This is a genomic window from Thalassospira profundimaris (assembly GCF_003326795.1).
GTDB lineage: Bacteria > Pseudomonadota > Alphaproteobacteria > Rhodospirillales > Thalassospiraceae > Thalassospira > Thalassospira profundimaris_C.
Genome location: NZ_JPWI01000013.1, coordinates 73,816 through 97,156, shown reverse-complemented (window position 1 = coordinate 97,156; position 23,341 = coordinate 73,816). Strand labels below are relative to the sequence as shown.

Genomic DNA, 23,341 nt, shown 5'->3' with positions numbered 1-23,341 from the left:
CGGAAAAATCGCGCAATCTGCGTTGCACAGTATATTAGACATATGTTAGCGTATTTTTCGCGCCAAACGTTTGTGACACCAAGAATAAATAAGGGTGCCCAAGCAGTTCGTCGGGCAACCGGTTTCAGGAGTTTCTGGATATGACACAGGAAAATCTCGCTGCAGGGTCATTGCCGACACCAGCTTTCCTTCGTCTGTTTGACGATGATCACATCAGCGACAACAATCTGGCTTTCAGTCGTCCGCCCGCTCCGGGGCAGAGTATTACCATCCTGCGGCCAGAAAGTGATGATGTCACCGACAGCAATCTGGCTTTAAATCACCCGCCCGCTCCGTGCCAGTGTATTTGCACCTTGCTGCCAGAAAATGCTGAGCTCAGCGACAGCAATCTGGCTTTAAGTCACCCACCCGCTCCGTGCCAGTGTATTTGCACCTTGCTGCCAGAAAATGCTGAGCTCAGCGACAGCAATCTGGCTTTAAGTCACCCACCCGCTCCGTGCCAGTGTATTTGCACCTTGCTGCCAGAAAATGCTGAGCTCAGCGACAGCAATCTGGCTTTAAGTCACCCACCCGCTCCGTGCCAGTGTATTACCACCCTGCGGCCAGAAAGTGATGATGTCAGCGATGCCAATCTCAACGCCGCCCTTCCGCAGCCACCAAGTTTTTGCGTCAGGCGCGGTAAAGATGAACTGTCTGTTCAATTTGACGACCTTGATCTGAGCGCACCGCCTCCCGGCTTTCACACCCAAAGCTGCTCATGCGGTCTGGGGTGTCGTGCACCGGTCGCCGACAAGTCTGAATTCTCTGACAATGACCTGACGCTTAGTGCACCGATTCCCGGCGGCCCGAAACCCTGCTACTCGGCATGCGGTGTATGGTAATTTCCCTTACATAGATGCCCGGACCTGCCGTCGTGCGAACATCCCTGAAGACGGGGAAGCGACGTAAGAGGATTCCGTTCAGGCCAGTCCACATAATCAACATTTGGCCTGAACGGAGACTCTGGCGTGCCGTTGTTTGCAAACAGGCCCTGATCGAAAGCGTGCCGAGATATCATGTCTGACACCGATTTGGCCTTGCATGTCGCACAATATGATCCCGCCACGATGGAAGAACCGTTTCGCGCGTTGCTGACCGGTTGGGGAGTGCTTGAGCAAAGCTCTCCCTTCTATGATTACTGGCAACCAATCCTGAAAGACCATCGAACGGTCCTTGATGGATTGGTTATGGCCTTTGATGGAACTTCGATCATAGGACTGGCACAGATCAACTGGCGGCCGACCATTGATAAAAATTCGCGCTCGGTTTCCTATTTCATTGATCGCAACCAGCCTAGGGAAACAGTTGCGCGGGCCTTGAAGCAGCATCTCGATATACTGTTTCGCCAACGGGGATGGACCACGCAAGTCGCCTTTGCCCCCCCGGAACTTGCCGAATATAGTACCCTTTATGAAAAAGTCGGTTTTGCCCATCAGGCAGAATATGATTCAATGCGCATGATCTGGGATGGCGGTGATTATGCTAAGCCCGCCGTCGCAGGGCTCAGCATCCATCATTACGACCGCGATCATCCCGATCCGGTGATCGAGGCCGAACTGGCCACCCTGTTTAACCGCACCTTTGCCAATGAACCGGCCTGTGCTGACCTTGAAGGCAAGGACATTCGCAAACTGGCCACCCATGGCGGCACGTGGTTTGCCTTTGCCCGCGAACAGGCAACCGGGGCAATCGTTGCCTATGCCGAATGCGGCGTAGATGGAATGTTCTCTGCGATTTCTGTCATTCGTCCCTATTGGGGCAAAGGTGTTGCCGAATGGCTCGCCGCCCATTGCATGGATCATTTCAGGGCAAACGGGATCGACAAGCTCTGGAGCCTTGTACGCACCCGCAATGCCGCATCAATCCGGTTGCACGAACGGATGGGCTGGAAACGCGATGGCGACGGAATTTACCGATACTTTTTTTCGCAGATCGAGCAGGCCTGATCAGCGGACCCCACATTCCCTGCAACAGCACAAAGCCTGAATACAGAAACGGCAGCCCGTGTGGCTGCCGTTTCTATTTGATTACTTGATGGCGCGTTCGGCCTGCTGTTCGAGCTTGTCGATGCGTTTAAGCCCGAACCAGCCAAGCCCAAGGAACACAATCAGCAAGATCGGACTGAGCAGTGTGAGGTTGCGTTCAAGCAGTTCCGACATCCCCTCTCCCAGCACATAACCAAGTGCAAAGTAAATCCCTACCCAAAGCAGGATTGATGCGATGCAAAGCGGCAGGAAGCGCATGAATGACATCGAACTCATGCCGACCGGAAACACACTGATCGAGCGGATGGTATTGGGATAGCGGCACAAAAGGATATAGGCGACGCCATAATGCTCAAACAAACGCATGGTTTTGCCCAACCACTTTGACAGACCATCCGGGAGCTTGCGCATAATCACGTCACCATATTTGCGCCCCAGCCAGAACCGTATCATATCGCCGACAAAGGCCCCGGACAGCATCGCGACAATAGACGGCCCCGGCAACAGGCTTTCGGATACCACAAAGATGCCGACAAACACCGGCAGGATGCTGGCCTTGCTGACGCAATAGGTAAAGATCAGGGTGTAGACCAGCTGTTGGTGGTCCTGAATCCACAGATTGATTGTCTCGAACACGGCATCACTCGCCCGTTTAATAAAGATTGCAAGCCTTCTAGGGCAATCCGGGCCTCAAGACGAGTGTGCCCGTTCACAATGCGATCATGCAACCTCGAACCGGATCGGCTGGGCACCTTCCCACAGCGTCATTTTACCAAGTTTTTCAAGGTCATCGAGATTGCTGGTCACCGTGATGAAATGGTTCCCGGCAAGCTGGCCGACCTTGGAGGCGAAATGAACGCCGCCATAGGCAAGCAGGATTTCGGTTTCGCTGATCCCGCCGGGATAAAGGATGATCTGGCCCGGTGCCGGGAAGCTGGTGTGGTTTTCATAACCAACACCGAACTGATAATCGCCCAGCGGCATCCAGACACCCTCGCCGCTCCAGCGGACATGGACGGCCTTGCTTTCAAACGGCATGCGGTCAAGAAACGCCTTGCAGGTCTGCGGGGCTTTTTCGGTTTCAAGCACGCCGTCAAAGGTGAACGGGCCTGCGGTGATCTTAATCTTGGTCATCTTGGATCCTACGAAATCAGTGTCATCCAGCCCAGCGCCATTACAAGACTGATCAACGTGATCGGCACGCCAAGGCGCGCATAGTCTGTAAATGAAATCACCGTTCCGGCCTTTGCGGCCTGTTCAACGGCAATGATATTGGCGACCGAGCCGACAATCAGAAAATTACCCGACAATGTGCTGAAAACAGCCAGGCCATGCAACATGCTTTGCGACCAGTCCGGGCCAAGGGATAGCAACATCATCACCAGCGGCACATTGCCAATGGTGTTTGATCCGGCAAGTGACAGACCGACAAGAACCGCGGGCTGATCAATATGAAGCGTGATCAGGATGTCACGAAAGAACCCTGCAATCACGTCATCGCCCGACATTGCGCCGGTGACAATGAACAACCCGCAAAACAGTGCCAGCAAATGCCAGTCGACCCGCCCCAGGACCTGATCCGTGCCAAGCCTGCGGCTAAGCAACAGCATGGCAACAATCAGCAGGCACCAAAGCGCACGTTCATCGACAAGGATAAAGATCAGGATCACGGCAATGGTTGCCGCCACCGCCTTGATCAGCATCGGACGATCAGGCAACACGGCCGTTGCGTCCGAACCGGCTGCGATCCTTTCGACCTGCTGTAACGCGCCACGCGTCATCGGGCCATAGACCAGCACGGCATAAACAGTCAGCAACCCGATCAGGGCCGGAACACTGCAAACCATCAGGAATTCGATGAAATCAAGCTGCCCAAATTCGGCAATCATCAGGTTTTGCGGATTGCCGATCAGGGTCGCGGCCGATCCGGCATTGGCCGCACAGGCCACCGCTATGACAAAGGGTTTTGGATCAAGGCCGCGCGCGATCACCCCTGAGATCAGGATCGGCGTTACCGCCCAGACCACCACATCATTGGTCATGACCGCCGACAAGCCACCGCAAATCATGATCACCCCGGCAAGCAATCCGCGCGGTGTCAGATCAAGATGGGTAATGCGATTGCCGATCCAGTCAAAAAAGCCGCTGGCTGCATATTGAGATGACAGCACCATCAGGGTCAGCAAAACCGACAGGGTCGCAAAATCAATTGATGCCAGTGCCTGACCCCCGTTGACAGCGCCAGCCAGCAACAGGATCAGCGCCCCGATCACGGCAATTCCGGTGCGATTGATCGCAAGCCCCGGCCAGCGCCCCAGCGCCATGCCGAAATAGACCCCCGCAAAGACAGCAACAATCAACCAGTCCAATTTGCAACATCCTGTTCTGATAGAAGTCCAGACCCTGCGCGATGTTTAGCGCCAACAAACCCCTCAGGCACGATCATTTTTTGACTGTTCTCCCTTTCCCCACCCGGCAAGCATTAACGATGCCGTTTATGGGGCTTCAATTGAATGAACCTGCAGTTGCGCACCGTGAATTACTATTGTAAAGTTTTGCAAGAACAAGACCCGGAAAAAATAGAAAAATCAGGACTTTCCGGTACGAATGGTCAATTTTGAACCAATGTCACTTCCGTAATTGATGTTGGTTGATAGTTGGACTTGCGCCTCCACAGATCATCAACCTCGCCATCAGGAGTATCAGGGATATGACAAACGAAAACCTGACCGCCGGATCCGTTCCGTCGCCAGCATTTTACCGTCTTGCCAGTGACCAGGGTCGTCCGCTTTCGACCTCGCAGCCACAGAACAGTTTTTCCTTCGACCGTTCGGATGAGGATCTCGGCATTTTTCCCGGCCCGCGTCCGGGGGGACCATTTTGCGGTTATGGTATTACGGGCGACGCTGAAATGTCCCCCCCTGCAAAAAGCCTGACCCGTAATGACGAAGAGCTCGGCATGTCCGGCTACCCTCGTCCCTGTCAAGGTGGTTTCACACCTTGCATCATCTCTTCGGACGAGGAACTGAGTGTCTCGATGCATCAGATGCAGCAATGCTTCGGCTGCATTAGTGGTGATGTCTGAGGCACTTAAAGGCAGCTAAGAACCTCAAGCCCTGCATTTCAACGCGATTGCCGATATCGGCAATCGCATTTTTCTTGTCTTTTGCTCTGTCGAGAAACCCGCGATGCGATCCAGTCCTTCCCCGCTGACAGCAACGCTATCTGTTACGGAATATGATCCATCCACTATGCAAGACATGCTCTATCGCGCAGTTGAGGAATGGGGCTTGACCAAGCCGGAATCGAATTATTACGATTTCTGGCAATCCATCCTGAAAAATCCCTTCGACCGTCTTGCGGCACTGGTCCTTGCCACTCACAACGATCAGTGCATCGGTGTGGGCCTGGCGCACTGGCGTCCCTATTTTTCTGAAGGATGCAGAAGCGTTGTCTACATGGTTGCCGCCCCCTATCGCAATCAGGGCGTGGGGGATGTCCTTAAAGACGGGATGGACCGTGTTTTTCAACAACGGGGCCTGACACATCAATATGCACTGGTCACGCCCGAAAATGCCGAGATCATTCCGTTTCTTGCGCGTTGCGGATTTACCGAGAATCTGCACGAACGGAGCTTTCGTTTCTGCTGGGATGGCGCCCCCTATTCTTATATCCCCGTGCCGGGTTTGACCCTTTATCCTTTTGACCGCGACCATTTCGACCCCAAGGTTGCTGGCGAACTGGCCGATTTTTACAACCGAGCCTACAGTACCGAACATGTTCATCCGACAGTCACAAGCGATCTGATCTCGAAGCTGATCAAAACTGACGATGCCTGGATGGTTTATGCCCGTGACGATGCGACCGGACAAATTGCCGCCTGTACTGAATGTACCCGTTTCGGGATGTTTTCAGGGATTGCCGTCTTGCGCCCATGGTGGGGAACCGGACTTGCCAAATGGATCACCGGCTATTCGCTGGATGAGTTTCAAAAAATGGGGATAAAACCCCTTTGGTCGATGGTCCGTGAAAAAAACGCCGCCTCGATACGGCTTCACAAAAGTGTGGGGTCTTATGAAAACGGCTATTGCAGGCATTTTATCTCGGAAATCCCGGATCAAGATCCGGGTGCGCCTCAAACAGGTGAAACAGCCCCCGCAACGCGCCGGTAACGCTTCCCCGGTTCATGCAATTCCATACCATTGAGCACCTGTTTCAGACCTGACATGAAACATCACCCAGGTCCCGGATATGCACAAATTGCAATGCCCCATACCAAAATGCGTGAACTCATCTTCTTGCAAACCGAAAACACGGCCTTTTGAGCCATTTTGTGCGTTGCCGCATGTGTTCTTCGACGATCCTGCGATTGTTTCAGGACAAAAAGGGTGAAAATTTCACTTGCGCGGAAAAAGCAACAGGCGTAAATCGCGACTTGCCCAAAGTCGCACGTGCCTGTGGTGGTCCTGCTTACTGGAACCCTGTAGGACTTACTTAAAGCAACGACGGTGTAGGGCTTTTTTGGTCTCAGGTGGCGTCCAAATCCACCGACACTAAAGAGGCACACCATCATTGCCCACGTGCGGAACGGGACATCCCATTCCATAGCGAGGCAGACTTACTTCGCAGTTCCGGTTGGCCCCGGAGCTTTACAGCACGCAGGTAGTCCGCGTCACGCGCCTCCACCGCGCCCATACGCATCAGGTACCGGCACGCTGCCATATTCGTGGAATGGGAGAACGCCCCAATGGCAACTCAGCGTATTATTGATTTTCTCGCACAGAACCGACCGGAAGGCCCGTGCCTTGTTGTTGATCTCGACGTTGTTCAGCGCAACTACGAGACCTTTACCCGTGCCCTGCCGGATTCCCGCATTTTCTATGCGGTCAAAGCAAACCCGGCCCCGGAAGTTCTGAGCCTGCTTGCCGACCTTGGCAGCAACTTCGACACCGCATCCGTACCCGAAATCGAAATGGCGATGGCCGCTGGTGCGACGCCTGAACGTATTTCGTTTGGCAACACCATCAAAAAAGAACGCGACATTGCGCGCGCTTATCAGATGGGTGTTCGCCTGTTCGCCGTTGATTGCGTCGAAGAAGTCGAAAAAATTGCCCGTGTTGCTCCGGCATCGCGTGTGTTCTGCCGCATCCTGACCGATGGTGTTGGTGCAGAATGGCCGCTGTCGCGCAAATTCGGCTGCGCACCAAGCATGGCCCTCGAAGTTCTTGAACATGCCCATCACATGGGTCTGGACGCTTATGGCGTATCCTTCCATGTTGGTTCGCAGCAGTGCAACCTTGATGCCTGGAACACCGCACTTGCAGAAGCATCGGCGATCTTCCGTACCCTGGCCGACAAAGGCATTGTCCTTCGCATGGTCAATATGGGTGGGGGTTTCCCGACCCGTTACCTGCGCGACGTACCGGCGACCGAAGCCTATGGCTCGGCGATCATTGACGCGCTTCACACCCACTTTGGCAATCACATGCCCGAAACCATTATCGAACCGGGCCGCGGCATGGTTGGTGATGCCGGCGTGATCAAAGCCGAAGTCGTTCTGATTTCGCGCAAGCACGAAGATGATCCGGTGCGCTGGGTTTACCTTGATATCGGTAAATTCGGTGGCCTTGCCGAAACCATGGATGAAGCGATCCGTTACCCGATCACGACCATTCATGATGGCGGCGATGTTGCCCCGTGCGTGCTTGCAGGTCCGACCTGTGATTCTGCCGACGTGCTTTACGAGAAAAAACCTTATGACCTTCCGATTGCCCTGACCATCGGTGACGAGGTTCTGATCGAAGCAACCGGCGCTTACACCACCACTTATGCATCTGTGGCGTTTAACGGCTTCTCGCCGCTGACCGCCTATATCATCTGACCCTTTCGGGAAAGACAGATCAGTGATCACGTTTGATCGCGAAGGCCGCTTTGACCACGTCGAACGTGAAAAGCTGCTTGATCGCGTCATGGGTCCGGCGCGTTTTCAGAAATCTTCTGAAATCCTGCGCCGCGACCGGCTTCCGGCGAACGGTCTTGCGTTTGTCGCCCACGACGGCAAACAGCTGATCGGTACTGTCCGGTTATGGAATGTCAATGCGGGTGACAGTGGCTCTGCCCTGTTGCTCGGTCCGCTGGCCGTTGAAAAGGTCTATAGCGGATCGGGTGTTGGTGCCGGTCTGGTTTACGCAGCCCTTAACGCTGCGCAATCGGCTGGTCACCGTTCGGTTCTTCTTGTCGGAGACCCGGATTACTACGCACGCTTTGGCTTCAAGGCCGCACCGGCAAGCGGGCTTTTGATGCCCGGCCATTTTGATCGTCACCGGTTCCAGGCGATCAATCTTGGCAATGACGACGTCCTGACCGGCGCGCAAGGTATGCTTTGTGCTACCGGTGCCATGGCCCACTAAGGCAATAAAAAGAATTCCGACTTTGAAATCCCGGTATGGCTAGCCCCCTGCCGGGATTTTTTTATTCCAGACGGTGTACTTCTTGAAGCGAAGTCAAAAAGCCCCGCAGCATCTGCGGGGCTTTGTGATGGATATCCAAAACCGATCCGGACTAGCAGGTTTTTTCCGACAGCCAGCCAACAAAGGTCGCGCCGTCTTCAAGCCGTTCATGGCTAAAGCATTTGCCACCGGGATAGGCACCGGTTGCCGGGGTAAAGCGGACATCGTCTTCGCCGGGCAGAATGTTGGTGGTCGTTTCGACCAGTTCGGTATGAACCGTGCCAAGACCATCGGCCGGGACAAGGCAATCATAACGACCGCCATTGCCATTGACCGTGCGCACGCCAACCATGCCATGGTTCATCGGCCAGGCCTTAAGCACCGACACAAGATCGCCGGGATTTTCGGCAAGACAGGCGATGATGGCCGGTTGCAAATCTTCGAAATACTCGGTCCAGAGCCCCTTGCCCGCGGCTTTAAGCTCGGCCACCTTTACGACCGGGAAATTGCCCGGTGCCAGCGCAAGGCTGACAGTCTCGGCCGAAACGGCGCAATGAGTATCGCCTGACGGCGTTTGCCAGATTGCATCTTCGCCCTTGCCGCGCAATTCATAGATTTCATTGCCATAGCCATATCCCGACCCGGTCTCGATCCGAGACAGCGACAAGGGTTCGCGGCCCGGGAATTCAACAATGGCGCGTTCAATCCGCTTTTCGAAGGTTACCGAAAACCGGCTTTTGTCGTCGCAGACAAATATTTTCGGGCCAGCCGCCTCGGTCGGGTTGGTATTCATCTGGGCCAGCATGGCGTCAATGCGGCTGAGTGCGACCTTGCTTTGGGCCTGCGCCCCGCTGACTTCATGCTCATCGGGGCTGCTTGCGATACCATTGACGGTTTTGGTTCCCGATGAAAAGCGCCCCTGGGCAAAATCAAGCTGCAGGCTGTATTGAAGCGGCGTATCACTTTCCGCGCCCCCGAAATTGACACGGGTGGCATTTTCGGAAAATCGCAGCAACTGGTTGTTGCGGTAATAAAGCTTCACATCGGACTTGCCGTATTTGCCAAGGTCGCGATGCTCCTCGACCATCATCGGTTCGCCTTCAGGCGACACATAGGCCTTGTAGGTGACGGTATGATCGCTTGCGACATACTGACCGGGAATTACCCGCATGGCCGGAAGCCGTTCCTCGATCGCGGCAATGTCGCGCGAAATGTCCGTGCCGTTGGTTTTGCGCGCCCCGTCAGAAAGCGTATGTGCGACCGGACGTACCAGAATTTCAACATCGCTTGGCGCACCGCGCGTCAGAACCCCATAGGACTGATCATTGCGGAACAAGGTATCGCCATTTGCATTGACGATTTTTGCCTCGATCGCATAACTCATGCGCGGGTCGATCTTTGCCGCGTCATAGGGCAGAACGAAGACCATCGGCGGACTGGAAACCGGCTGACGCAGGGATGCGATTTCGACCGATGGCGCACCGGCGCGCGACACATCAAGCAGCCGCACGACAAGAAACGCATTGTCTGGCGACAATGCTATGCGTTCACGATAGGAAACCGATCCGGTGACCTTGGTCGTGCTGGTTTGAAGTGCAGCACAGCCCGATAAAATCGTGACCATGCCAACGGTAAATAACGCCCTTACCCACATTTTTGCGGACGATACTGGATTCATTGTGACCCCGGTTTGCTCGTATTTTGGAGTGTGCGTTGCTCTGCACACAATGTTGCCGCCAAAAATACCTAAAACCAAGGCCAAAAAGCGGCAAAGGTGTTATTTCCCAATCAAATGCTGCAATGCGGCCATTACGCCCCCCTGATCAGGACGCATATCGTCACGATCAGACAGATGCCCGGTATCCGGAATGCCCGTGGCTGATCAGCCGGCAAAACGGGTACAGGGCAGCCCGGCGACATCGGTCTGAATCGACAGAAGTGCGCCTTCAAGTTCGTTGCCATTGCCCTCAAGCCCGACCGAGGCAGAGGTGATGTAAAGGGTTTTAAGGTCCGGCCCGCCAAACACACAGCTGGTCGGCTGGGTCACCGGCAGATCTATGATCCTGTCGATTTCACCTGCCGGATTAAAGCGGATCAGACATCCCCCGCCCCAGCGCGCGTTCCAGATATAGCCATCTGCATCCATGGCCGATCCATCCATATTGCCACGATCCTGCGGACCAAAGAAGACGCGCGGATTGCTGGGCACACCGGTTTCCATGTCAAAATCATAGACATTAAGCGTGTTTTTGATCGTATCGCCAAAGAACATTCTGGTGCCATCTGCCGACCAAAGCAGCGTGTTCGAAATCCCGATGTCAGACAGGAAACGGGCTGTCTCCCCGTCAGCTCCGACCCGGTTAAGCGTCCCGGTCGAAGCCGTCACCGGCAGGTCTTCGCCATTCGGACCGATATTGTTTTGCATGGTCCCGTGCCAGAAACGCCCGGCCGGATCAACGCGACTTTCATTGGACCGATTACCGGCATGGTCGCTATCGGGGGCGACAAATGGCGTGGTTTCCCCGCTTTCCGGATCAAGGAAAGCCAAACCATCGGCAAGTGCAACCATAAGACCGCCATTCTCGCGCGGGACAATTGCAGCCACTGGCTGATCAAAGGTCCAGCTGCGTGATCCGCCATCATTGGGGCGGAGCGCATAGGCGGTTTTCCCGACGATATCCACCCAATACAGGACACCTTCCCGGGAGTCCCAATGCGGGCCTTCGCCCAATGTACATCGCAGGTTTGGCAATACGGTTTTCACGTTGGCCATGATTTCTCCCTGATATTCTGGGCGGTCTTCCGCGCTGGTTTGCCCGATCATTCAATGCAGTATCCGTTGACCCGCATCGGATCGAAGTCGTTATTTCTATTGCTACCCGGAATGGGAAGTTCTGAAAAGTCATTTTGTATGATGATTGTTTTTCCCGGCCAAAATTTTCTCCAGATGCAATCGCAACTCGGTTGCAATTTCTACAAGTAATTGATAGGCATTCTCATATCATCATTGGCATGCCGTCATGACCTGGCCAATTGGTATGGGCGGCCCTGCCCGATTACTGCATTTACGAGTTTCCAGCATATGTTCGACCTCCAAGACGTTACCTTCAAAAGTGACGGCAAAAGCCCAAAGACGCTGCTTGAGAACATCACGGTCAATTTCCCGACCGGAGCATTCAGCGCGATTGTCGGCCATAACGGATCGGGCAAAAGTACGCTTTTGAAATTGCTTGCCCGCAAGAACAAAAAGCATTCCGGCACCATCACCCTTGATGATGCGGTTCTCGAACATCACGGTACGCGCGATTTCGCCCGCAAGGTCGCCTATCTGCCGCAAAACCCGGTGGTGCCACCGCATCTGAGCGTGCGCGAACTCGTCGCATTCGGACGCTATCCCTGGCGCGGCGCATTCGGGCGCTATCGCGCCGAGGATCACGCCAGGATCGACCAGGCGATGGAACTGACCCATGTCACCGGCTTTGCTGACCGTCTGGTTGCCAGCCTTTCCGGCGGGGAACGCCAGCGTGTCTGGCTTGCGATGCTGCTGGCACAGGATGCACCGGTTCTGCTGCTGGACGAACCGACATCGGCCCTTGATGTCGGCCATCAGCGCGACATTTTGCAGCTGGTCGCCAATCTGAAAAATCACGGCAACCTGACCGTGATTGCCGTTCTGCACGATATCGACATGGTGGGACGTTTTGCCGACCACATCATTGCCTTGCGCGGCGGTCAAACCTGCTGGCAGGGCACAGCCCGCGATTTCATGCAGGGCGAAACCCTTCGCGATATTTTCCAAACCGACATTGATGTCATCCATCTGCCCGACCATGACCGTTTCGTCAGTTTTGTCGCCTAGCGCGCCTGACATGCGGAAATGATCGACCAACAGGGATCAGGAATATTTACCATGCGCACCCGTTTGATCAGCCAGATTACGGCAAGCTGCCTTGTGACCATGGCGTCATTGTCGCCCCTGAGTGCAACAGCCCAGACCGCAAGCCAGACTACCGGTCAGACCATCAGCCACGAAATGGGCGACGTGACCTTTGAGACCACGCCGACCCGCTTTGCCGGATCGAACTGGGCGCTGACCGAAAGTCTTCTGGCACTTGGCATTGATCCGGTTGCCGTGCCTGAGGCAGATGGCTATCGCGCGTGGGTCGTCGAACCGGAACTTCCGGCCGAGTTTGCCGATCTGGGCACCCGCCGCGAACCGAATTTCGAGGCGCTGCGCGATGCCAAACCCGACGCGATCCTGATCAGTGCAGATGTTGCCATGGCCTATGACAAACTCTCAGTCATCGCCCCGACACTGGTCTATTCGATCTATAATACCCAATCGGGCGAACCCGCCATCGACCGTGCGGAAATGTTATTGCGCAATGTCGCAAAAATCGCGGGCAAATCCGACAAGGCCGAAGAAGTCATCACATCGGTCAATGCACGGATTGATGCCGCAGCCGCGCGTATCCGTGACGCGGTTGGTACGGACGCCAGATTTGCCATCGTCCGTATCATCGACGAGGCCCATTTCCGCATCCATGGCAAAACATCGCTGTTTGGCTCGCTGATTGAACGCATGGGTTTTGCCAACGCCTGGAAAGGTGACGTCAATGGCTGGGCTTTCCATAACGGCGATGTGTCCGATCTTGCCGGGATGGGCGATGTGCATTTTGCCTATATCGAGCCGATTGCCCCGACCGTTCAAAGCCGTTTGCTTGATACCGCGATCTGGAAGGCCATGCCCTTTGCCCGCAACGACCATGTTTACGCCGTGCCCGCAAGCTGGACCTTTGGCGGGGTTTTGTCCGCAGCGCGCTTTGCCGAACTTCTGGCCGATGCCGTGACCGGCACCCGGACCACCGCAACCGGATCGTAAATCATGAAGACCATACGCGCTGCCTTTCGTTGTCTTGTCCTTTGCATCGGCCTTGTTGCCGTGAACGGCACATACGCCAAGGCTGATCCGATCCGGATTGAACATGAACGCGGGATCCTTGAACTTCCGGCACCGGCAAAGCGGGTGGCGACGATCAACTGGTCCTTTACCGAAACAGTGATTGAGCTTGGCCTGTCGCCCGTCGCGGTCGCCGATCCGCAGGATTATGCCGACTGGGTCGCAGAACCGAAACTCCCCGATGGTTTTGTCGACCTTGGTCAACGGTCATCCCCCAATCTGGAAGCCCTGCGTGCCGCCAAACCCGACCTGATCATCACCATTCCCGATATCGGCATGAGCTATGAAAAGCTTTCCGAGATAGCCCCGGTTCTGGAATTGAAGCTGTTTGATGAAAAGCGCCCGGCATTCGAGGCCGCACGCGATGTTTTCGCCAAGATCGCCAAGGCCACTGGCCGCGAAGCCGAAGGACAGGCATATCTGGCACATGTTGATGCCAAGCTTGCCGAATATGGCGAACGTATAAGGATGGCGCTGGGCCCCGATCAGAAACTGAATGTCATTTATTTCTTTGATGAAAGCACGATCGGCATTTTTGGCGGCACGTCCCTTCCCGGATCGGTGATGGCCGCGATGAATGTGCCCATGGGTTTCACCGGTGAGGTCAATAAATGGGGCTTTGCACGTGGCGGGCTTGAACTTATTGCCCCCTATGCCGAGGGAAGCGTGGTTTACACCAACCCTGTACCCGACACCATTCTGGAGAAAATGTTTGCATCCCCGATGTGGAAATTCATGGCCTTCACCCGCAACAACCGGGTCTATGAGCTTCCGGTCGTCTGGATGTATGGCGGTGTTCCATCATCGCTTCGCTTTGCAAGGCTTTTGACCGAAAGCATCGAGAACGGCCCGCATCGATGACCAATACCCGTTCCCGGCTTCCCGCTACCTTCCTGATTCTGCTTGGTCTGTCCTGTGTCGGTGTTCTGATCACGGATTTCTGGCCGTTCCTGCAGAAAGGACTGGCTGGGCAAGTCATGTTCAGTCCCGATGAAACCGACTTTGACCAGATCCTGTTTCATTACAGCATCCTGCCCCGGCTTGCGATGGCGTTCCTGTGCGGGGCGGGACTGGCCTTGGCCGGTGCGGCAATCCAGACAGTGTTGCGCAATCCGCTGGCCTCCCCGACCACCCTTGGCGTCGGGGCCGGTGTTGAATTTGCCCTAACCATTTTCCTGCTGATTGCCCCGGCATCAATGGCACTCTTTCAGGAAGCCTTTGCCCTTGCCGGGGGCATGATTGCATTGGGTGCGGTGTATCTGATTGCGTCAAAGCGCGGCAATGCGACACTGTGGCTTATTCTGGCCGGAATGATCGTCAATCTGCTGTTGCAGTCGGGATCGCAGATCGTCTTGCTGTTTAACGAGCAATATCTGCAATCGATCTTTATGTGGGGGGCCGGTGATCTGGCCCAGAATGGCTGGGAAGCAACCGAATTTGTGCTGCCGCGTGTGATCATTGGCATGATCGCGGTTCTGGCCCTGTCGCGTCCGCTGGATTTGCTGGCACTGGGCGATGAGACGGCCAGTTCGCTTGGCGCCAAAGTCACGACCTTACGTTTTTTGATCCTTGGCTTTGCTGTCTTCATCACCGCATCGGTGATTTCGGCTGCGGGCATGATCGGTTTTGTCGGGCTTGCGGTTCCTGCCGCGCTGCGTATTGCCGGACTGACCCGGTCACGCGATCTTATGATCTGTTCGGTTGTGACCGGCGGGTTTGTTCTGGTGCTGATTGATTTTATCGTGCGCCAGTTTAATGGCCTTGGCGGCGATGTTTTGCCGACCGGGGCGGCAACCGCGCTTTTCGGGGCACCTTTTATTATCCTGATCCTGCGCAAGGCCCGGATCATGCCGGGCACCCAAAGCGAAGACCAGCACAGCGATCAGGAAATCGTATCCAAAACGCGGCTGACCGTGATCCTTGGCGTCACGCTTGTGGCTGGTATCTTCGTCTCGCTGTTTGTGTCGCTTGATGGCAATGGCCTTGTGTTTCTGGGCTGGAATGCGGACAGTTTAGATATCCTTCTGGGTCGCTCGGAACGCAGTTTTGCCGCGATGATTTGCGGCGCGGCACTGGCGGTTTCAGGCACGCTTATCCAGCGCGTCGGTCGCAATCCGCTGGCCAGCCCGGAAATTACCGGGGTCAGTTCGGCCACCGCGCTCGCCATGATCATTGCCCTTGCCATTTTCGGGTTCGGGCAACGTGCCGAACTGATGATGATCGGGGCAGCAGGCGGGATCATATCGCTGTTTGTGTTGCTGATCCTGTGCCGCAAATTCACCCATGCTCCGCATTACATGCTGCTCAATGGTCTGGCCCTGACCGCGATCCTGGGGGCGATGGTCCGCATCGTTCTGACGCGCAGCGGCACACAGACATCCATGCTGATGTCCTGGCTGGCCGGGACGACATACTTCACCAATATGGATGAAGTCCTGATCGTTGCCGGGGTGACGGCGGTGTTGCTGGTGGTGGCGATTGCGCTTCGTCGCCCGCTTGAACTGGCATCCCTTGGCACCGATCAGTCGGTGTCGCTGGGTCTTGGCATCACCGGTTTCCAGTTTGCCATGATGTTACTTGCAGCAATCCTTGCGGCCAGTGCCACCCTGCTTGTCGGGCCGCTTAGTTTTGTCGGCCTGATGGCCCCGCATCTGGCGCGCGTTGCCGGTTACCGGCTGGCGGGCGGGCATTTGCTGGGGGCTGTTCTGATCGGGGTCAATGTGATGATGGTGGCCGAATGGCTGGCACGGAACATGATCTATCCGGCACAGCTTCCCACCGGGCTTATCGCCGCCCTGATCGGCACCGGATACTTCCTGATCCTTGCGGTGCGCAAACGATAATAATCCCGTGCGTCAGACAATATCTGACGCACGGCACATGCACCCGGCCTTACTGATCCGCGATATAATCGCCTTCGAATTTCCTGAGCTCGTCGGTGATTTCATACCAGTCGGGTTTGGATGCGGTATGGATATGAAGGGATGGTCTGATCTTTGGATCATCATCAAGGGCCGATGCCGCAACCACGTAAATCGAGCCCGAAGACATATCGCCAAGCGATGTGCCGCATTCCTTGCAAAAGCAGCGTTCGAACTTTGAATCAGGTCCGCTGTACCGGCCAATCACATCATCACCTGATCGCAGATGAAAGTCATCGGCCTTGCCGATCACCACAGCGGAAAACACGCCTGCCGCTTTGCGACAGCGCGAACAATGGCAGTAGCTCAGCGATGATGGCGTGCCCGAAATTTCAAACCGGACCTTGCCACACAAACAGCTTCCCTTGATCATTTCTCATCCCTTTATTTTTAATTTCAGAGAAAAGAACATAACATGAACATTTATCACATTCCAACCCCGTCACAATAATTTATCAATGAGATCAGTCTGCTGACACTGATGGCCAATCGCGCGCTAGGGCAAAGGCGTCGTCACGTGTGACGACATGCCGGACCGGAAATGGCAGCATGCGGGCAAAGTTGCTGTGTTCAGGATCATCGCTGCCATGGCTGTGAACATTTCCGTCGCCATGATGATGGCCTTCATCAACGCGAATAAGGCCCTTGGCGAAATGCCCCAGCCGGTCGCGATTGTGCTTAAACCAGATTGCCGCCTGTTTGCGGATTTCATGATCCTGATCGACAAAACCCGACACAAGAAAAATCAGGATTACCGGATCGCTACGCGCGGCCAGATCATCGAGTGCAGCCAGATAGGCCTGCCCGTCCGCATCACTTTGACGGTCGATCATTTCAAACAGTACAATATCACTGGCGGGTTGGCTTGCGCGAAACATCCCGGACCTCCTGTGCGCGAATGGCCCGGCGAAAAATCACCGGGCCATCGTGTGGTGTTAACTGGATTAACTTCGGACAACCTGATCAGAATTCACGACGGAATCCGATGGTAATGCTCCGCCCGTGCCCGGCAACGGCATACCCGCGAAGGGCCGTTGCTGCCGGGTTTTCGTAACTGGTATCAAGGATGTTCTCGATACCAAAGCGCGCGGTCCCGCCCAGCACCGGATAGTTGCCCATCAGGTTAAAGACGAGGCTTGGCTTGATCTTGGCGGTTTTGATCTCGTTACGCGCCGCCGTATAGGTCCCGTCAAGGCGCATATTCAGATCCCCCCAGACATAGCTGTCGACATATCCGGTAAAGCGGAACGGCGACGGAATGCGGTTATTGGGAAGCGGACTGTCAAGATCACCATCCTTGTTGGTGTCATAACGGCCTTCGACATAGGAAGCCAGGGCACCGACATAGGTATCGTCAGTGATGTCATATTCCCCGGTCAGTTCGGCCCCGAGAATGCGTTCCTTTTCCTGACTGAGCGAGTTGGTCGCAGCATCGAAATTGTCGCCACGTTCGTTGGTGCTCATGTAAACAGCACCCGTGGTACGGAAATCCTGCCCGTTATAACGCGCCGCCAGCTCGTAGGTTTTAACCTTGGAGGCCTCGACATCCAGTGCGCTGAAATTCATTGGCACGCCGCTAAGACCGGCACGACGGGTATAGGCCCCGACATCAGGAACAGAGAAACCTTCGCTATAGCTGAGTGAAGTGTCGAACCGGTCTGTCCAGTGAACAACAGCAGAGGCGTTATAGGTCACCGCACTATAGGTCGTATTGCCCCCGGTATATTGCGCGGCGGCAAGGATGGCCTGACCTGCACCGGCGTTATAGCGCATATAGTTCGGACGCAGGAAATCCTTGACCGTCAGGTCGTATTTTTCATAACGCACCCCGCCGGAAAGGTCGACAAACCGGGTTACCGGCGCACTCAGCTGCGCAAATACGGCCCGGCCATCCTGTTTCATCGGGGCACCGATATCACGGCCGCTGATCGTACGATATTTGACATCATCAAAGGTCAGATCCCCACCCCAGGTCAGGGTAAGTCCGTCATAGGCGGCATCAAGGCTGGTATCGGTCGAAAGCTTCACCCCGTATTTGACCGTATCAATCACCGACTGCCCCAGCGGGTCTTCGACCGAACCGGCATCGGACAGCGCAACCAGTGCCGGGTTGTAACTTGAATGGTAATCGGCACGCGCAGCCTGTTTGTAGCTGTCATTGTAAAACAGCTTCAGATCGCCGGTACCGATCTTGCCGAAATCATATTCGTATCCGGCAGTGAAATACTGGCTTTCATCTTCCAGCGGCTGGGCGGTGTAGGGATTATCATAGTCAACCGACACCGGATGGGTCGTCAGATCGACGTTATATTCAATGTCCTGACGGAACCGGACAATCTCGGTCGACAGGAACAGGCGATGCCCGTCGGCAACAGTCACACCGGCCTTGCCAAACAGGTTCAAATCCTCGGCATTGTCAAAGCCCCCCTGCCCCAGCATGGCATCGGATGGCACCTGATTGCCATAACCGTCATACGCATTGCCGGTTTTCGAAGCCGTCACACTGGCGGCAAGATCGATCGCACCGACACCGCCACTGCCCGAAAGCGTCAGCGACGGCGAAAAACTGTCACCGATATCATCGGTATAGCTGGTCATATGACCATCGACGACAAAGCTGTTATTTCCGACTTCGCCGGTCCTGGTGATGATGTTGATGGTTGCCCCGGTCGCTCCATCACCATTCATGGCATTCGACCCCGGAATGACTTCGATGCTGTCGACCTGCGCGATATCGATCATCGACAGAATGCGGCTGCTGTTACGAAGCGGCGTATTGCGCGACACGCCATCGACCAGCACCTGGACATCACGGCCCCGGAAAGTTTCCGTGCTTGAAATCAGGCTTTGATCATCGAACATGAAGCCCGGCACGGTGTTGCGAATGACATTGGTGATGTCGCTGCTTTTGGCCATCTGGGTTTCGATCTGATCACGACCAATCACCACAACCGATGGCGACATGGATTTGATCGAACGGCGTGAACGTGTCGCGCTGACCACGACATCGGGCAGGACCATGGCACCGTTATCCCCCATGCTTTGGGTCGGCACCGGTGCAATGCGCACACTATCATTGGTGACAAATTCAAACTGGTAACCACTTCCGGCCAGAAGACGCCCCAAGGCATCAGCAGCACTTAGCTCGGCCGATATTGCCGCACTATCAAGTCCCGCCAGGTCCCCCTGCACGATCAGTTGCAGACCGAACTGGTCGGCCACCCGATCAAGGGCCGCACGCAGATTGCCCGCGGAAATGCTGACCTGTTGCATGGCGGCGGTTGTATCCTGTGCCGATGCCATCGGCACTGCCGTAATCATCAATGTCGCCACAAGCGCGCTGGTTCCCAACAGGCGCGACATCCCGAAATTCTCAGCTTTCAAAGCTTAACCCCTTCGCTCGAAGATAATAATGCAAATCACTATTATCCTCATGACGAATGGCATCAGGATTTGAGGAGTCCATTTTTTCTATTTTCTTGAAATTATTCTGAAGCCGCCCGGAAATGCGCTTTCCTGCAAACCATAGGCGGCCAGAATTGCATCATGGGCACTTTCGGGTTTCGCAAGATCAAAGCTTCCCGATACGGTGATTTCATCCAGGCGAGGATCACGTACAAAGGTCAGACCACCCAGAAGCGGGGAAAGGCGCGCCAGCAACTCATCAACGGGCATGTCATCGACAATCCAGCGGCCACCGCGCCAGAGGGCGACGCGATCCGGGGCCACATCGGCATAATACAGGTCACCATCCGCATCCTGCCATGCAGACCGCCCCGCGGTCAGCCTGGCCAGACGCATCTTGCGATCTTCGAGATCGACCGTGCCCTCCGCAACCTCGATGCGGGTATGACCGCCCCATTTGGATGCACTGAACGCGGTTCCAACGGCAATGGCCGTGAACTGATTAAGATGAATGCGCAAGGGACGGGTTGCATCCTTGGCGACTTCGATGAAAATACCGCCGTCCAGAACCGTGATATCGCGCAGGGTATCGCTGTAATTCAGGCTGACGCGGGTTCCGGGCTCCATCCAGACACGCGATCCGTCTGGCAGGGAATGAACTTCTGTCACCACCGAAACATTTGCCGCCGCCACCAGATCGGGGGCCGGTTGCAGGGCAGAATAGGCAAACAGCCCCACCAGCAACAAACAGGTTATCAGGGCAACAAGCGGGCGCGGCCGACGCTTGGCCGATCGCATTCCGGGCAACCGCCCATCCCCGCCTTCAAGTGCGCCCAGCCGTTCCAGATCACGGCGAATACCCTCTTGATCAACCGGCCGTTTGTCCTGATCAGAGGCAGATGAAGATGGCCCGGACAACGCCGTGTCGGCCGCCACAATTTCCATGCTTTGCCAAAGCTGACAGGCCAGCACAAGGCGTTGCGGGTTTTTCGGATCGGCATCCTGCCACGCGGCAAATGCGGCTTCTTCAGCCGGGGTCAATCCCGATTGATCAAGGCGCACTGCCCAGAAATCAGCAATGTCATCATTGCTTTGGCAGTCTTCGGGATAGCGGAATTCTGTCATGGCAAAGGCATTATCCGGCTTCTGGCTGCGTGACCTGTTATCTTATAGACGTCGGGGCGCGTCATTTGAGGATGTCTAGTTTTCATGACGCGCCAGAACCTGTTTGCAATGTCCAAGCGCCTGACGCAAATGCTTTTCCACCATATTGCGACTGACACCAAGATGTTCAGCGGCCTCGGTCGGGCTGAAATGATCGCGTTTGCACAGCAGGAACACCTCGCGACAGCGTGGCGGCAGATCATCAATCGCACGTCGGACGATCTCAAGCCGCTGGCGATCAGAACTGATCTGTTCAGGCGTGACAGACTGCCTGCCTGCACCATCCATCTCGCTGATCGCGACCGGGTCATTGAATTCAACCGGATTGCGTTTGTGACGACGCAAGGCATCAATTGCCAGATTGGTCGCCATACGCATCAGAAAGGCCGGAGGATTGTCAATCTGGGCCGGGTCGACATTGCGATGGCGCAGCTGCACATAAAGATCCTGCAACACATCCTGGCTTTCGTCGCGCGTCGGCAGGTATTTTTGCACCTGTCGCAACAAACGGTCATGATATTGCTGATAAAGATTATCCCAGGAACGGTCACAGACCGCCATAGCTGCACATCCAGAATTCGATAATGATAACTGTTATCATTTTCATTCATGCTTATAAGCAATCCTGACCATGCGTCAATTCAAAAAGCATACGCCCTCTTCGACCATTCCCCACGGGAAAGGCCCGGGTTTGAAACCTGCATAGCGATCTGAAAATCTTGCTGTGTTCGCTACACAACAACTAACGATTTAAGCCCCAACTCTGTGCCGGATCTGTTCTAATGACAGAGTGCGAAACCGCCAGACGGTGCGAGTCCCGGCACAGAAACCCCACATGTGCTCTCAGAACGGCATTGTTTCGCCCTCTATTAATCGAAAACAACCGCCCAAAACCCACCCTAAAGAGTAGGAATGAACTGTCTATCCGTCGTGTAAATTAGATTTTGCTCGACAAGAGGATATTTTACTTATAGTTGTTATTCTCGCTTTATTACTAATTGCGAACTTTACACGTAGTAAACCACCGCCACTTTCCAGGTAGGAAAACCAATGGCACTCAACATTATTTCCAACTATGCGGCAAATGTTGCGCATCGCAATCTGACTGCGTCTGATGCAATGGCAACCAAGTCGCTTTCAAAGCTGTCATCTGGCACACGTATTGTCTCAGCCCGGGACGATGCGGCATCGATGGCAATCGGCGCGCGCCTTAACGCGACGACGCAGGCGCTTAAAACTGCCTCGGTCAATGTCGGGCAAGCCAACTCGATGTTGCAAATTGCCGACGGCGGCATGGCCACCATCGACGACGTTCTTGTCCGGATGAAAACACTGGCCGTACAGGCATCGTCAGGCAACCTGTCAGACGTGGAACGTGGTTTCCTCAATGACGAGTTCGTCCAACTGCGTGACGAGATCGACCGTATCGCGTCCTCTACCAACTTCAATGGTATCCAACTGCTTGGCGATGGGGGTGATGTTGCAATCAATCTCACGCCTGCCATCAGCAATGCAGCGCTTACGCCCGCTTTCGGCTTTGACCAGTTTGCTATCACTGACAACAATTACTGGGCACAGGACGCCACTGCAGATGGTGTCGACGATAACGGGCTGGAGATACGGATCCAGGAGATTGGCGGCAATCAGGTCATTATGACGGTATTGACGGCGATTGATGGCACGCTGGACCGGACCCAATCAATCGACGTCACTGATTTTGCCGCGACCGGCGGGTCACAATCCATTGCTGCTGGCGGGAGCAAGGTGCTCAATTTTGATGAGCTCGGACTCACAATTACAGTAAACACCAACTTCTCGGACTCAGTTGATTACGTTAGAGCCGGTGCCGCAGGTTCCAATGATTTCGGGTTTAACTCGGCCAATACGGATTTCATGGGATCTGGCATCGATACATCCGGTGGCCAGTTCTTCTTCATGGAAGAGGACAAGGGCCAGCAGCTTTCCGACTCAATTGATTTCCAGGTCGGTGGCGGCAACACCGCAAATGATCGTCTTTCGATTAATCTGACCGCCGTTGACTCTGCTGTACTGGGATCATCTGGTATCGGTCAGGAAACGCTCGAGGATCTTGGTGCGAACGCTGTTAACACTGCTGCTGGCGCCCAGAACGCGGTCGAAGTTGTGACACGGGCGATTGACGACCTTCAGCGCGCTCGCGCAGCCATCGGCACATCCCAAAACCGTCTGGACTTTGCGGCCCAGAACCTTGCTTCGACGCAGGAAAATACGGAATCAGCACGTTCCACTCTGCTTGATCTGGATGTTGCCGCCGAAATGACGTCCTTTACATCCAAACAGATTTTGGTTCAGTCCGGGGTTGCGATGCTGGCCCAAGCCAACCAGATGCCGCAAAACCTGCTGCGGTTGCTGCAAGGCTAGTGAACGACATCTGACAAA

At 55.0% G+C, this 23,341-nt stretch carries 21 protein-coding genes; 11 read left to right on the top strand and 10 right to left on the bottom strand.

The window, feature by feature from the left end; translation table 11 throughout:
* Positions 1-140: 140 nt before the first annotated feature.
* Both TH30_RS22015 and TH30_RS17855 read left to right on the top strand, forming a co-directional pair.
* Positions 141-881, top strand: a complete 741-nt coding sequence (locus tag TH30_RS22015; protein ID WP_147252044.1) for a hypothetical protein — start codon at positions 141-143, stop codon at positions 879-881.
* A gap of 174 nt (positions 882-1,055) precedes the next feature.
* On the top strand, positions 1,056-1,985 hold the full coding sequence (locus TH30_RS17855; RefSeq protein ID WP_114099459.1) for a GNAT family N-acetyltransferase: 930 nt from the start codon (positions 1,056-1,058) through the stop codon (positions 1,983-1,985).
* A gap of 81 nt (positions 1,986-2,066) precedes the next feature.
* Here TH30_RS17855 and TH30_RS17850 read toward each other — a convergent pair whose 3' ends face one another.
* The 3 genes from TH30_RS17850 to TH30_RS17840 all read right to left on the bottom strand — a co-directional run bounded on the left by TH30_RS17850 (position 2,067) and on the right by TH30_RS17840 (position 4,393).
* Positions 2,067-2,660: a DedA family protein gene (locus TH30_RS17850; protein ID WP_114099458.1), complete on the bottom strand. Its 594-nt coding sequence runs from the start codon at positions 2,658-2,660 to the stop codon at positions 2,067-2,069.
* Between the two features lie 84 nt (positions 2,661-2,744).
* Positions 2,745-3,158: a DUF3830 family protein gene (locus TH30_RS17845; protein ID WP_114099457.1), complete on the bottom strand. Its 414-nt coding sequence runs from the start codon at positions 3,156-3,158 to the stop codon at positions 2,745-2,747.
* A gap of 8 nt (positions 3,159-3,166) precedes the next feature.
* A complete protein-coding gene (locus tag TH30_RS17840; protein ID WP_114099456.1) occupies positions 3,167-4,393 on the bottom strand; it encodes an SLC13 family permease in 1,227 nt (408 codons plus the stop codon).
* A 341-nt stretch (positions 4,394-4,734) separates the two neighbouring features.
* On the opposite strand from TH30_RS17840, the gene TH30_RS17835 reads away from it, so the two are divergent.
* The 4 genes from TH30_RS17835 to TH30_RS17820 all read left to right on the top strand — a co-directional run bounded on the left by TH30_RS17835 (position 4,735) and on the right by TH30_RS17820 (position 8,434).
* Entirely contained in the window at positions 4,735-5,109 is a 375-nt protein-coding gene (locus tag TH30_RS17835) for a hypothetical protein (protein ID WP_114099455.1), read from the top strand.
* A 103-nt stretch (positions 5,110-5,212) separates the two neighbouring features.
* Positions 5,213-6,196: a GNAT family N-acetyltransferase gene (locus tag TH30_RS17830; protein ID WP_114099454.1), complete on the top strand. Its 984-nt coding sequence runs from the start codon at positions 5,213-5,215 to the stop codon at positions 6,194-6,196.
* Between the two features lie 575 nt (positions 6,197-6,771).
* Positions 6,772-7,905 (top strand): type III PLP-dependent enzyme, encoded by a 1,134-nt coding sequence (locus tag TH30_RS17825; protein ID WP_114099453.1) that lies wholly within the window; start codon positions 6,772-6,774, stop codon positions 7,903-7,905.
* Between the two features lie 22 nt (positions 7,906-7,927).
* The gene (locus tag TH30_RS17820) at positions 7,928-8,434 is read left to right on the top strand and encodes a GNAT family N-acetyltransferase (RefSeq protein ID WP_114099452.1); all 507 of its coding nucleotides are present in this window, start codon (positions 7,928-7,930) and stop codon (positions 8,432-8,434) included.
* Positions 8,435-8,585: 151 nt separating this feature from the next.
* Here TH30_RS17820 and TH30_RS17815 read toward each other — a convergent pair whose 3' ends face one another.
* Together TH30_RS17815 and TH30_RS17810 are read right to left on the bottom strand one after the other, a co-directional pair.
* A complete protein-coding gene (locus TH30_RS17815) occupies positions 8,586-10,151 on the bottom strand; it encodes a YbaY family lipoprotein (RefSeq protein WP_114099451.1) in 1,566 nt (521 codons plus the stop codon).
* A 204-nt stretch (positions 10,152-10,355) separates the two neighbouring features.
* Positions 10,356-11,246, bottom strand: a complete 891-nt coding sequence (locus tag TH30_RS17810; protein ID WP_114099503.1) for an SMP-30/gluconolactonase/LRE family protein — start codon at positions 11,244-11,246, stop codon at positions 10,356-10,358.
* Positions 11,247-11,555: 309 nt separating this feature from the next.
* Here TH30_RS17810 and TH30_RS17805 point away from each other — a divergent pair, with 309 nt between their 5' ends.
* The 4 genes from TH30_RS17805 to fhuB are packed head-to-tail and all read left to right on the top strand — an operon-like array spanning position 11,556 to position 16,276.
* The gene (locus TH30_RS17805; RefSeq protein WP_114099450.1) at positions 11,556-12,332 is read left to right on the top strand and encodes an ABC transporter ATP-binding protein; all 777 of its coding nucleotides are present in this window, start codon (positions 11,556-11,558) and stop codon (positions 12,330-12,332) included.
* A gap of 51 nt (positions 12,333-12,383) precedes the next feature.
* Positions 12,384-13,355 carry an iron-siderophore ABC transporter substrate-binding protein gene (locus TH30_RS17800; RefSeq protein ID WP_114099502.1) on the top strand — a complete coding sequence of 324 codons (972 nt, stop codon included), beginning with the start codon at positions 12,384-12,386 and terminating at the stop codon, positions 13,353-13,355.
* Positions 13,356-13,358: 3 nt separating this feature from the next.
* Positions 13,359-14,294, top strand: a complete 936-nt coding sequence (locus TH30_RS17795; RefSeq protein ID WP_114099449.1) for an ABC transporter substrate-binding protein — start codon at positions 13,359-13,361, stop codon at positions 14,292-14,294.
* Positions 14,291-16,276 carry a Fe(3+)-hydroxamate ABC transporter permease FhuB gene (gene fhuB, locus TH30_RS17790; RefSeq protein ID WP_114099448.1) on the top strand — a complete coding sequence of 662 codons (1,986 nt, stop codon included), beginning with the start codon at positions 14,291-14,293 and terminating at the stop codon, positions 16,274-16,276. The genes TH30_RS17795 and fhuB overlap by 4 nt, the downstream gene beginning before the upstream one ends.
* 49 nt (positions 16,277-16,325) lie before the next feature.
* On the opposite strand, the gene TH30_RS17785 is transcribed toward fhuB, so the two are convergent.
* The 5 genes from TH30_RS17785 to TH30_RS17765 form a co-directional block, all read right to left on the bottom strand.
* Entirely contained in the window at positions 16,326-16,727 is a 402-nt protein-coding gene (locus tag TH30_RS17785; RefSeq protein WP_114099447.1) for a GFA family protein, read from the bottom strand.
* Between the two features lie 91 nt (positions 16,728-16,818).
* On the bottom strand, positions 16,819-17,232 hold the full coding sequence (locus TH30_RS17780; protein ID WP_114099446.1) for a hypothetical protein: 414 nt from the start codon (positions 17,230-17,232) through the stop codon (positions 16,819-16,821).
* An 85-nt stretch (positions 17,233-17,317) separates the two neighbouring features.
* A complete protein-coding gene (locus tag TH30_RS17775; protein ID WP_258548779.1) occupies positions 17,318-19,738 on the bottom strand; it encodes a TonB-dependent receptor in 2,421 nt (806 codons plus the stop codon).
* An 87-nt stretch (positions 19,739-19,825) separates the two neighbouring features.
* Positions 19,826-20,884, bottom strand: coding sequence for a FecR family protein (locus TH30_RS17770; protein ID WP_114099444.1), 1,059 nt, complete (start codon positions 20,882-20,884; stop codon positions 19,826-19,828).
* A 75-nt stretch (positions 20,885-20,959) separates the two neighbouring features.
* Positions 20,960-21,484: an RNA polymerase sigma factor gene (locus TH30_RS17765; protein WP_114099443.1), complete on the bottom strand. Its 525-nt coding sequence runs from the start codon at positions 21,482-21,484 to the stop codon at positions 20,960-20,962.
* A gap of 489 nt (positions 21,485-21,973) precedes the next feature.
* Here TH30_RS17765 and TH30_RS17760 point away from each other — a divergent pair, with 489 nt between their 5' ends.
* A complete protein-coding gene (locus tag TH30_RS17760; protein WP_114099442.1) occupies positions 21,974-23,323 on the top strand; it encodes a flagellin N-terminal helical domain-containing protein in 1,350 nt (449 codons plus the stop codon).
* The last annotated feature ends 18 nt before the right edge of the window (positions 23,324-23,341 follow it).

What these genes read in the sequence shown, in the direction of transcription:
- TH30_RS17810 (WP_114099503.1), bottom strand. Translation starts at nt 11,246, where the DNA reads ATGGCCAACGTGAAAACCGTATTGCCAAACCTGCGATGTACATTGGGC.
- TH30_RS17835 (WP_114099455.1), top strand. Translation starts at nt 4,735, where the DNA reads ATGACAAACGAAAACCTGACCGCCGGATCCGTTCCGTCGCCAGCATTT.
- TH30_RS17770 (WP_114099444.1), bottom strand. Translation starts at nt 20,884, where the DNA reads ATGACAGAATTCCGCTATCCCGAAGACTGCCAAAGCAATGATGACATT.
- TH30_RS17805 (WP_114099450.1), top strand. Translation starts at nt 11,556, where the DNA reads ATGTTCGACCTCCAAGACGTTACCTTCAAAAGTGACGGCAAAAGCCCA.
- TH30_RS17780 (WP_114099446.1), bottom strand. Translation starts at nt 17,232, where the DNA reads ATGTTTCGCGCAAGCCAACCCGCCAGTGATATTGTACTGTTTGAAATG.
- TH30_RS17765 (WP_114099443.1), bottom strand. Translation starts at nt 21,484, where the DNA reads ATGGCGGTCTGTGACCGTTCCTGGGATAATCTTTATCAGCAATATCAT.
- TH30_RS17795 (WP_114099449.1), top strand. Translation starts at nt 13,359, where the DNA reads ATGAAGACCATACGCGCTGCCTTTCGTTGTCTTGTCCTTTGCATCGGC.
- TH30_RS17825 (WP_114099453.1), top strand. Translation starts at nt 6,772, where the DNA reads ATGGCAACTCAGCGTATTATTGATTTTCTCGCACAGAACCGACCGGAA.
- fhuB (WP_114099448.1), top strand. Translation starts at nt 14,291, where the DNA reads ATGACCAATACCCGTTCCCGGCTTCCCGCTACCTTCCTGATTCTGCTT.
- TH30_RS17800 (WP_114099502.1), top strand. Translation starts at nt 12,384, where the DNA reads ATGCGCACCCGTTTGATCAGCCAGATTACGGCAAGCTGCCTTGTGACC.
- TH30_RS22015 (WP_147252044.1), top strand. Translation starts at nt 141, where the DNA reads ATGACACAGGAAAATCTCGCTGCAGGGTCATTGCCGACACCAGCTTTC.
- TH30_RS17815 (WP_114099451.1), bottom strand. Translation starts at nt 10,151, where the DNA reads ATGAATCCAGTATCGTCCGCAAAAATGTGGGTAAGGGCGTTATTTACC.
- TH30_RS17830 (WP_114099454.1), top strand. Translation starts at nt 5,213, where the DNA reads ATGCGATCCAGTCCTTCCCCGCTGACAGCAACGCTATCTGTTACGGAA.
- TH30_RS17845 (WP_114099457.1), bottom strand. Translation starts at nt 3,158, where the DNA reads ATGACCAAGATTAAGATCACCGCAGGCCCGTTCACCTTTGACGGCGTG.
- TH30_RS17785 (WP_114099447.1), bottom strand. Translation starts at nt 16,727, where the DNA reads ATGATCAAGGGAAGCTGTTTGTGTGGCAAGGTCCGGTTTGAAATTTCG.
- TH30_RS17760 (WP_114099442.1), top strand. Translation starts at nt 21,974, where the DNA reads ATGGCACTCAACATTATTTCCAACTATGCGGCAAATGTTGCGCATCGC.
- TH30_RS17855 (WP_114099459.1), top strand. Translation starts at nt 1,056, where the DNA reads ATGTCTGACACCGATTTGGCCTTGCATGTCGCACAATATGATCCCGCC.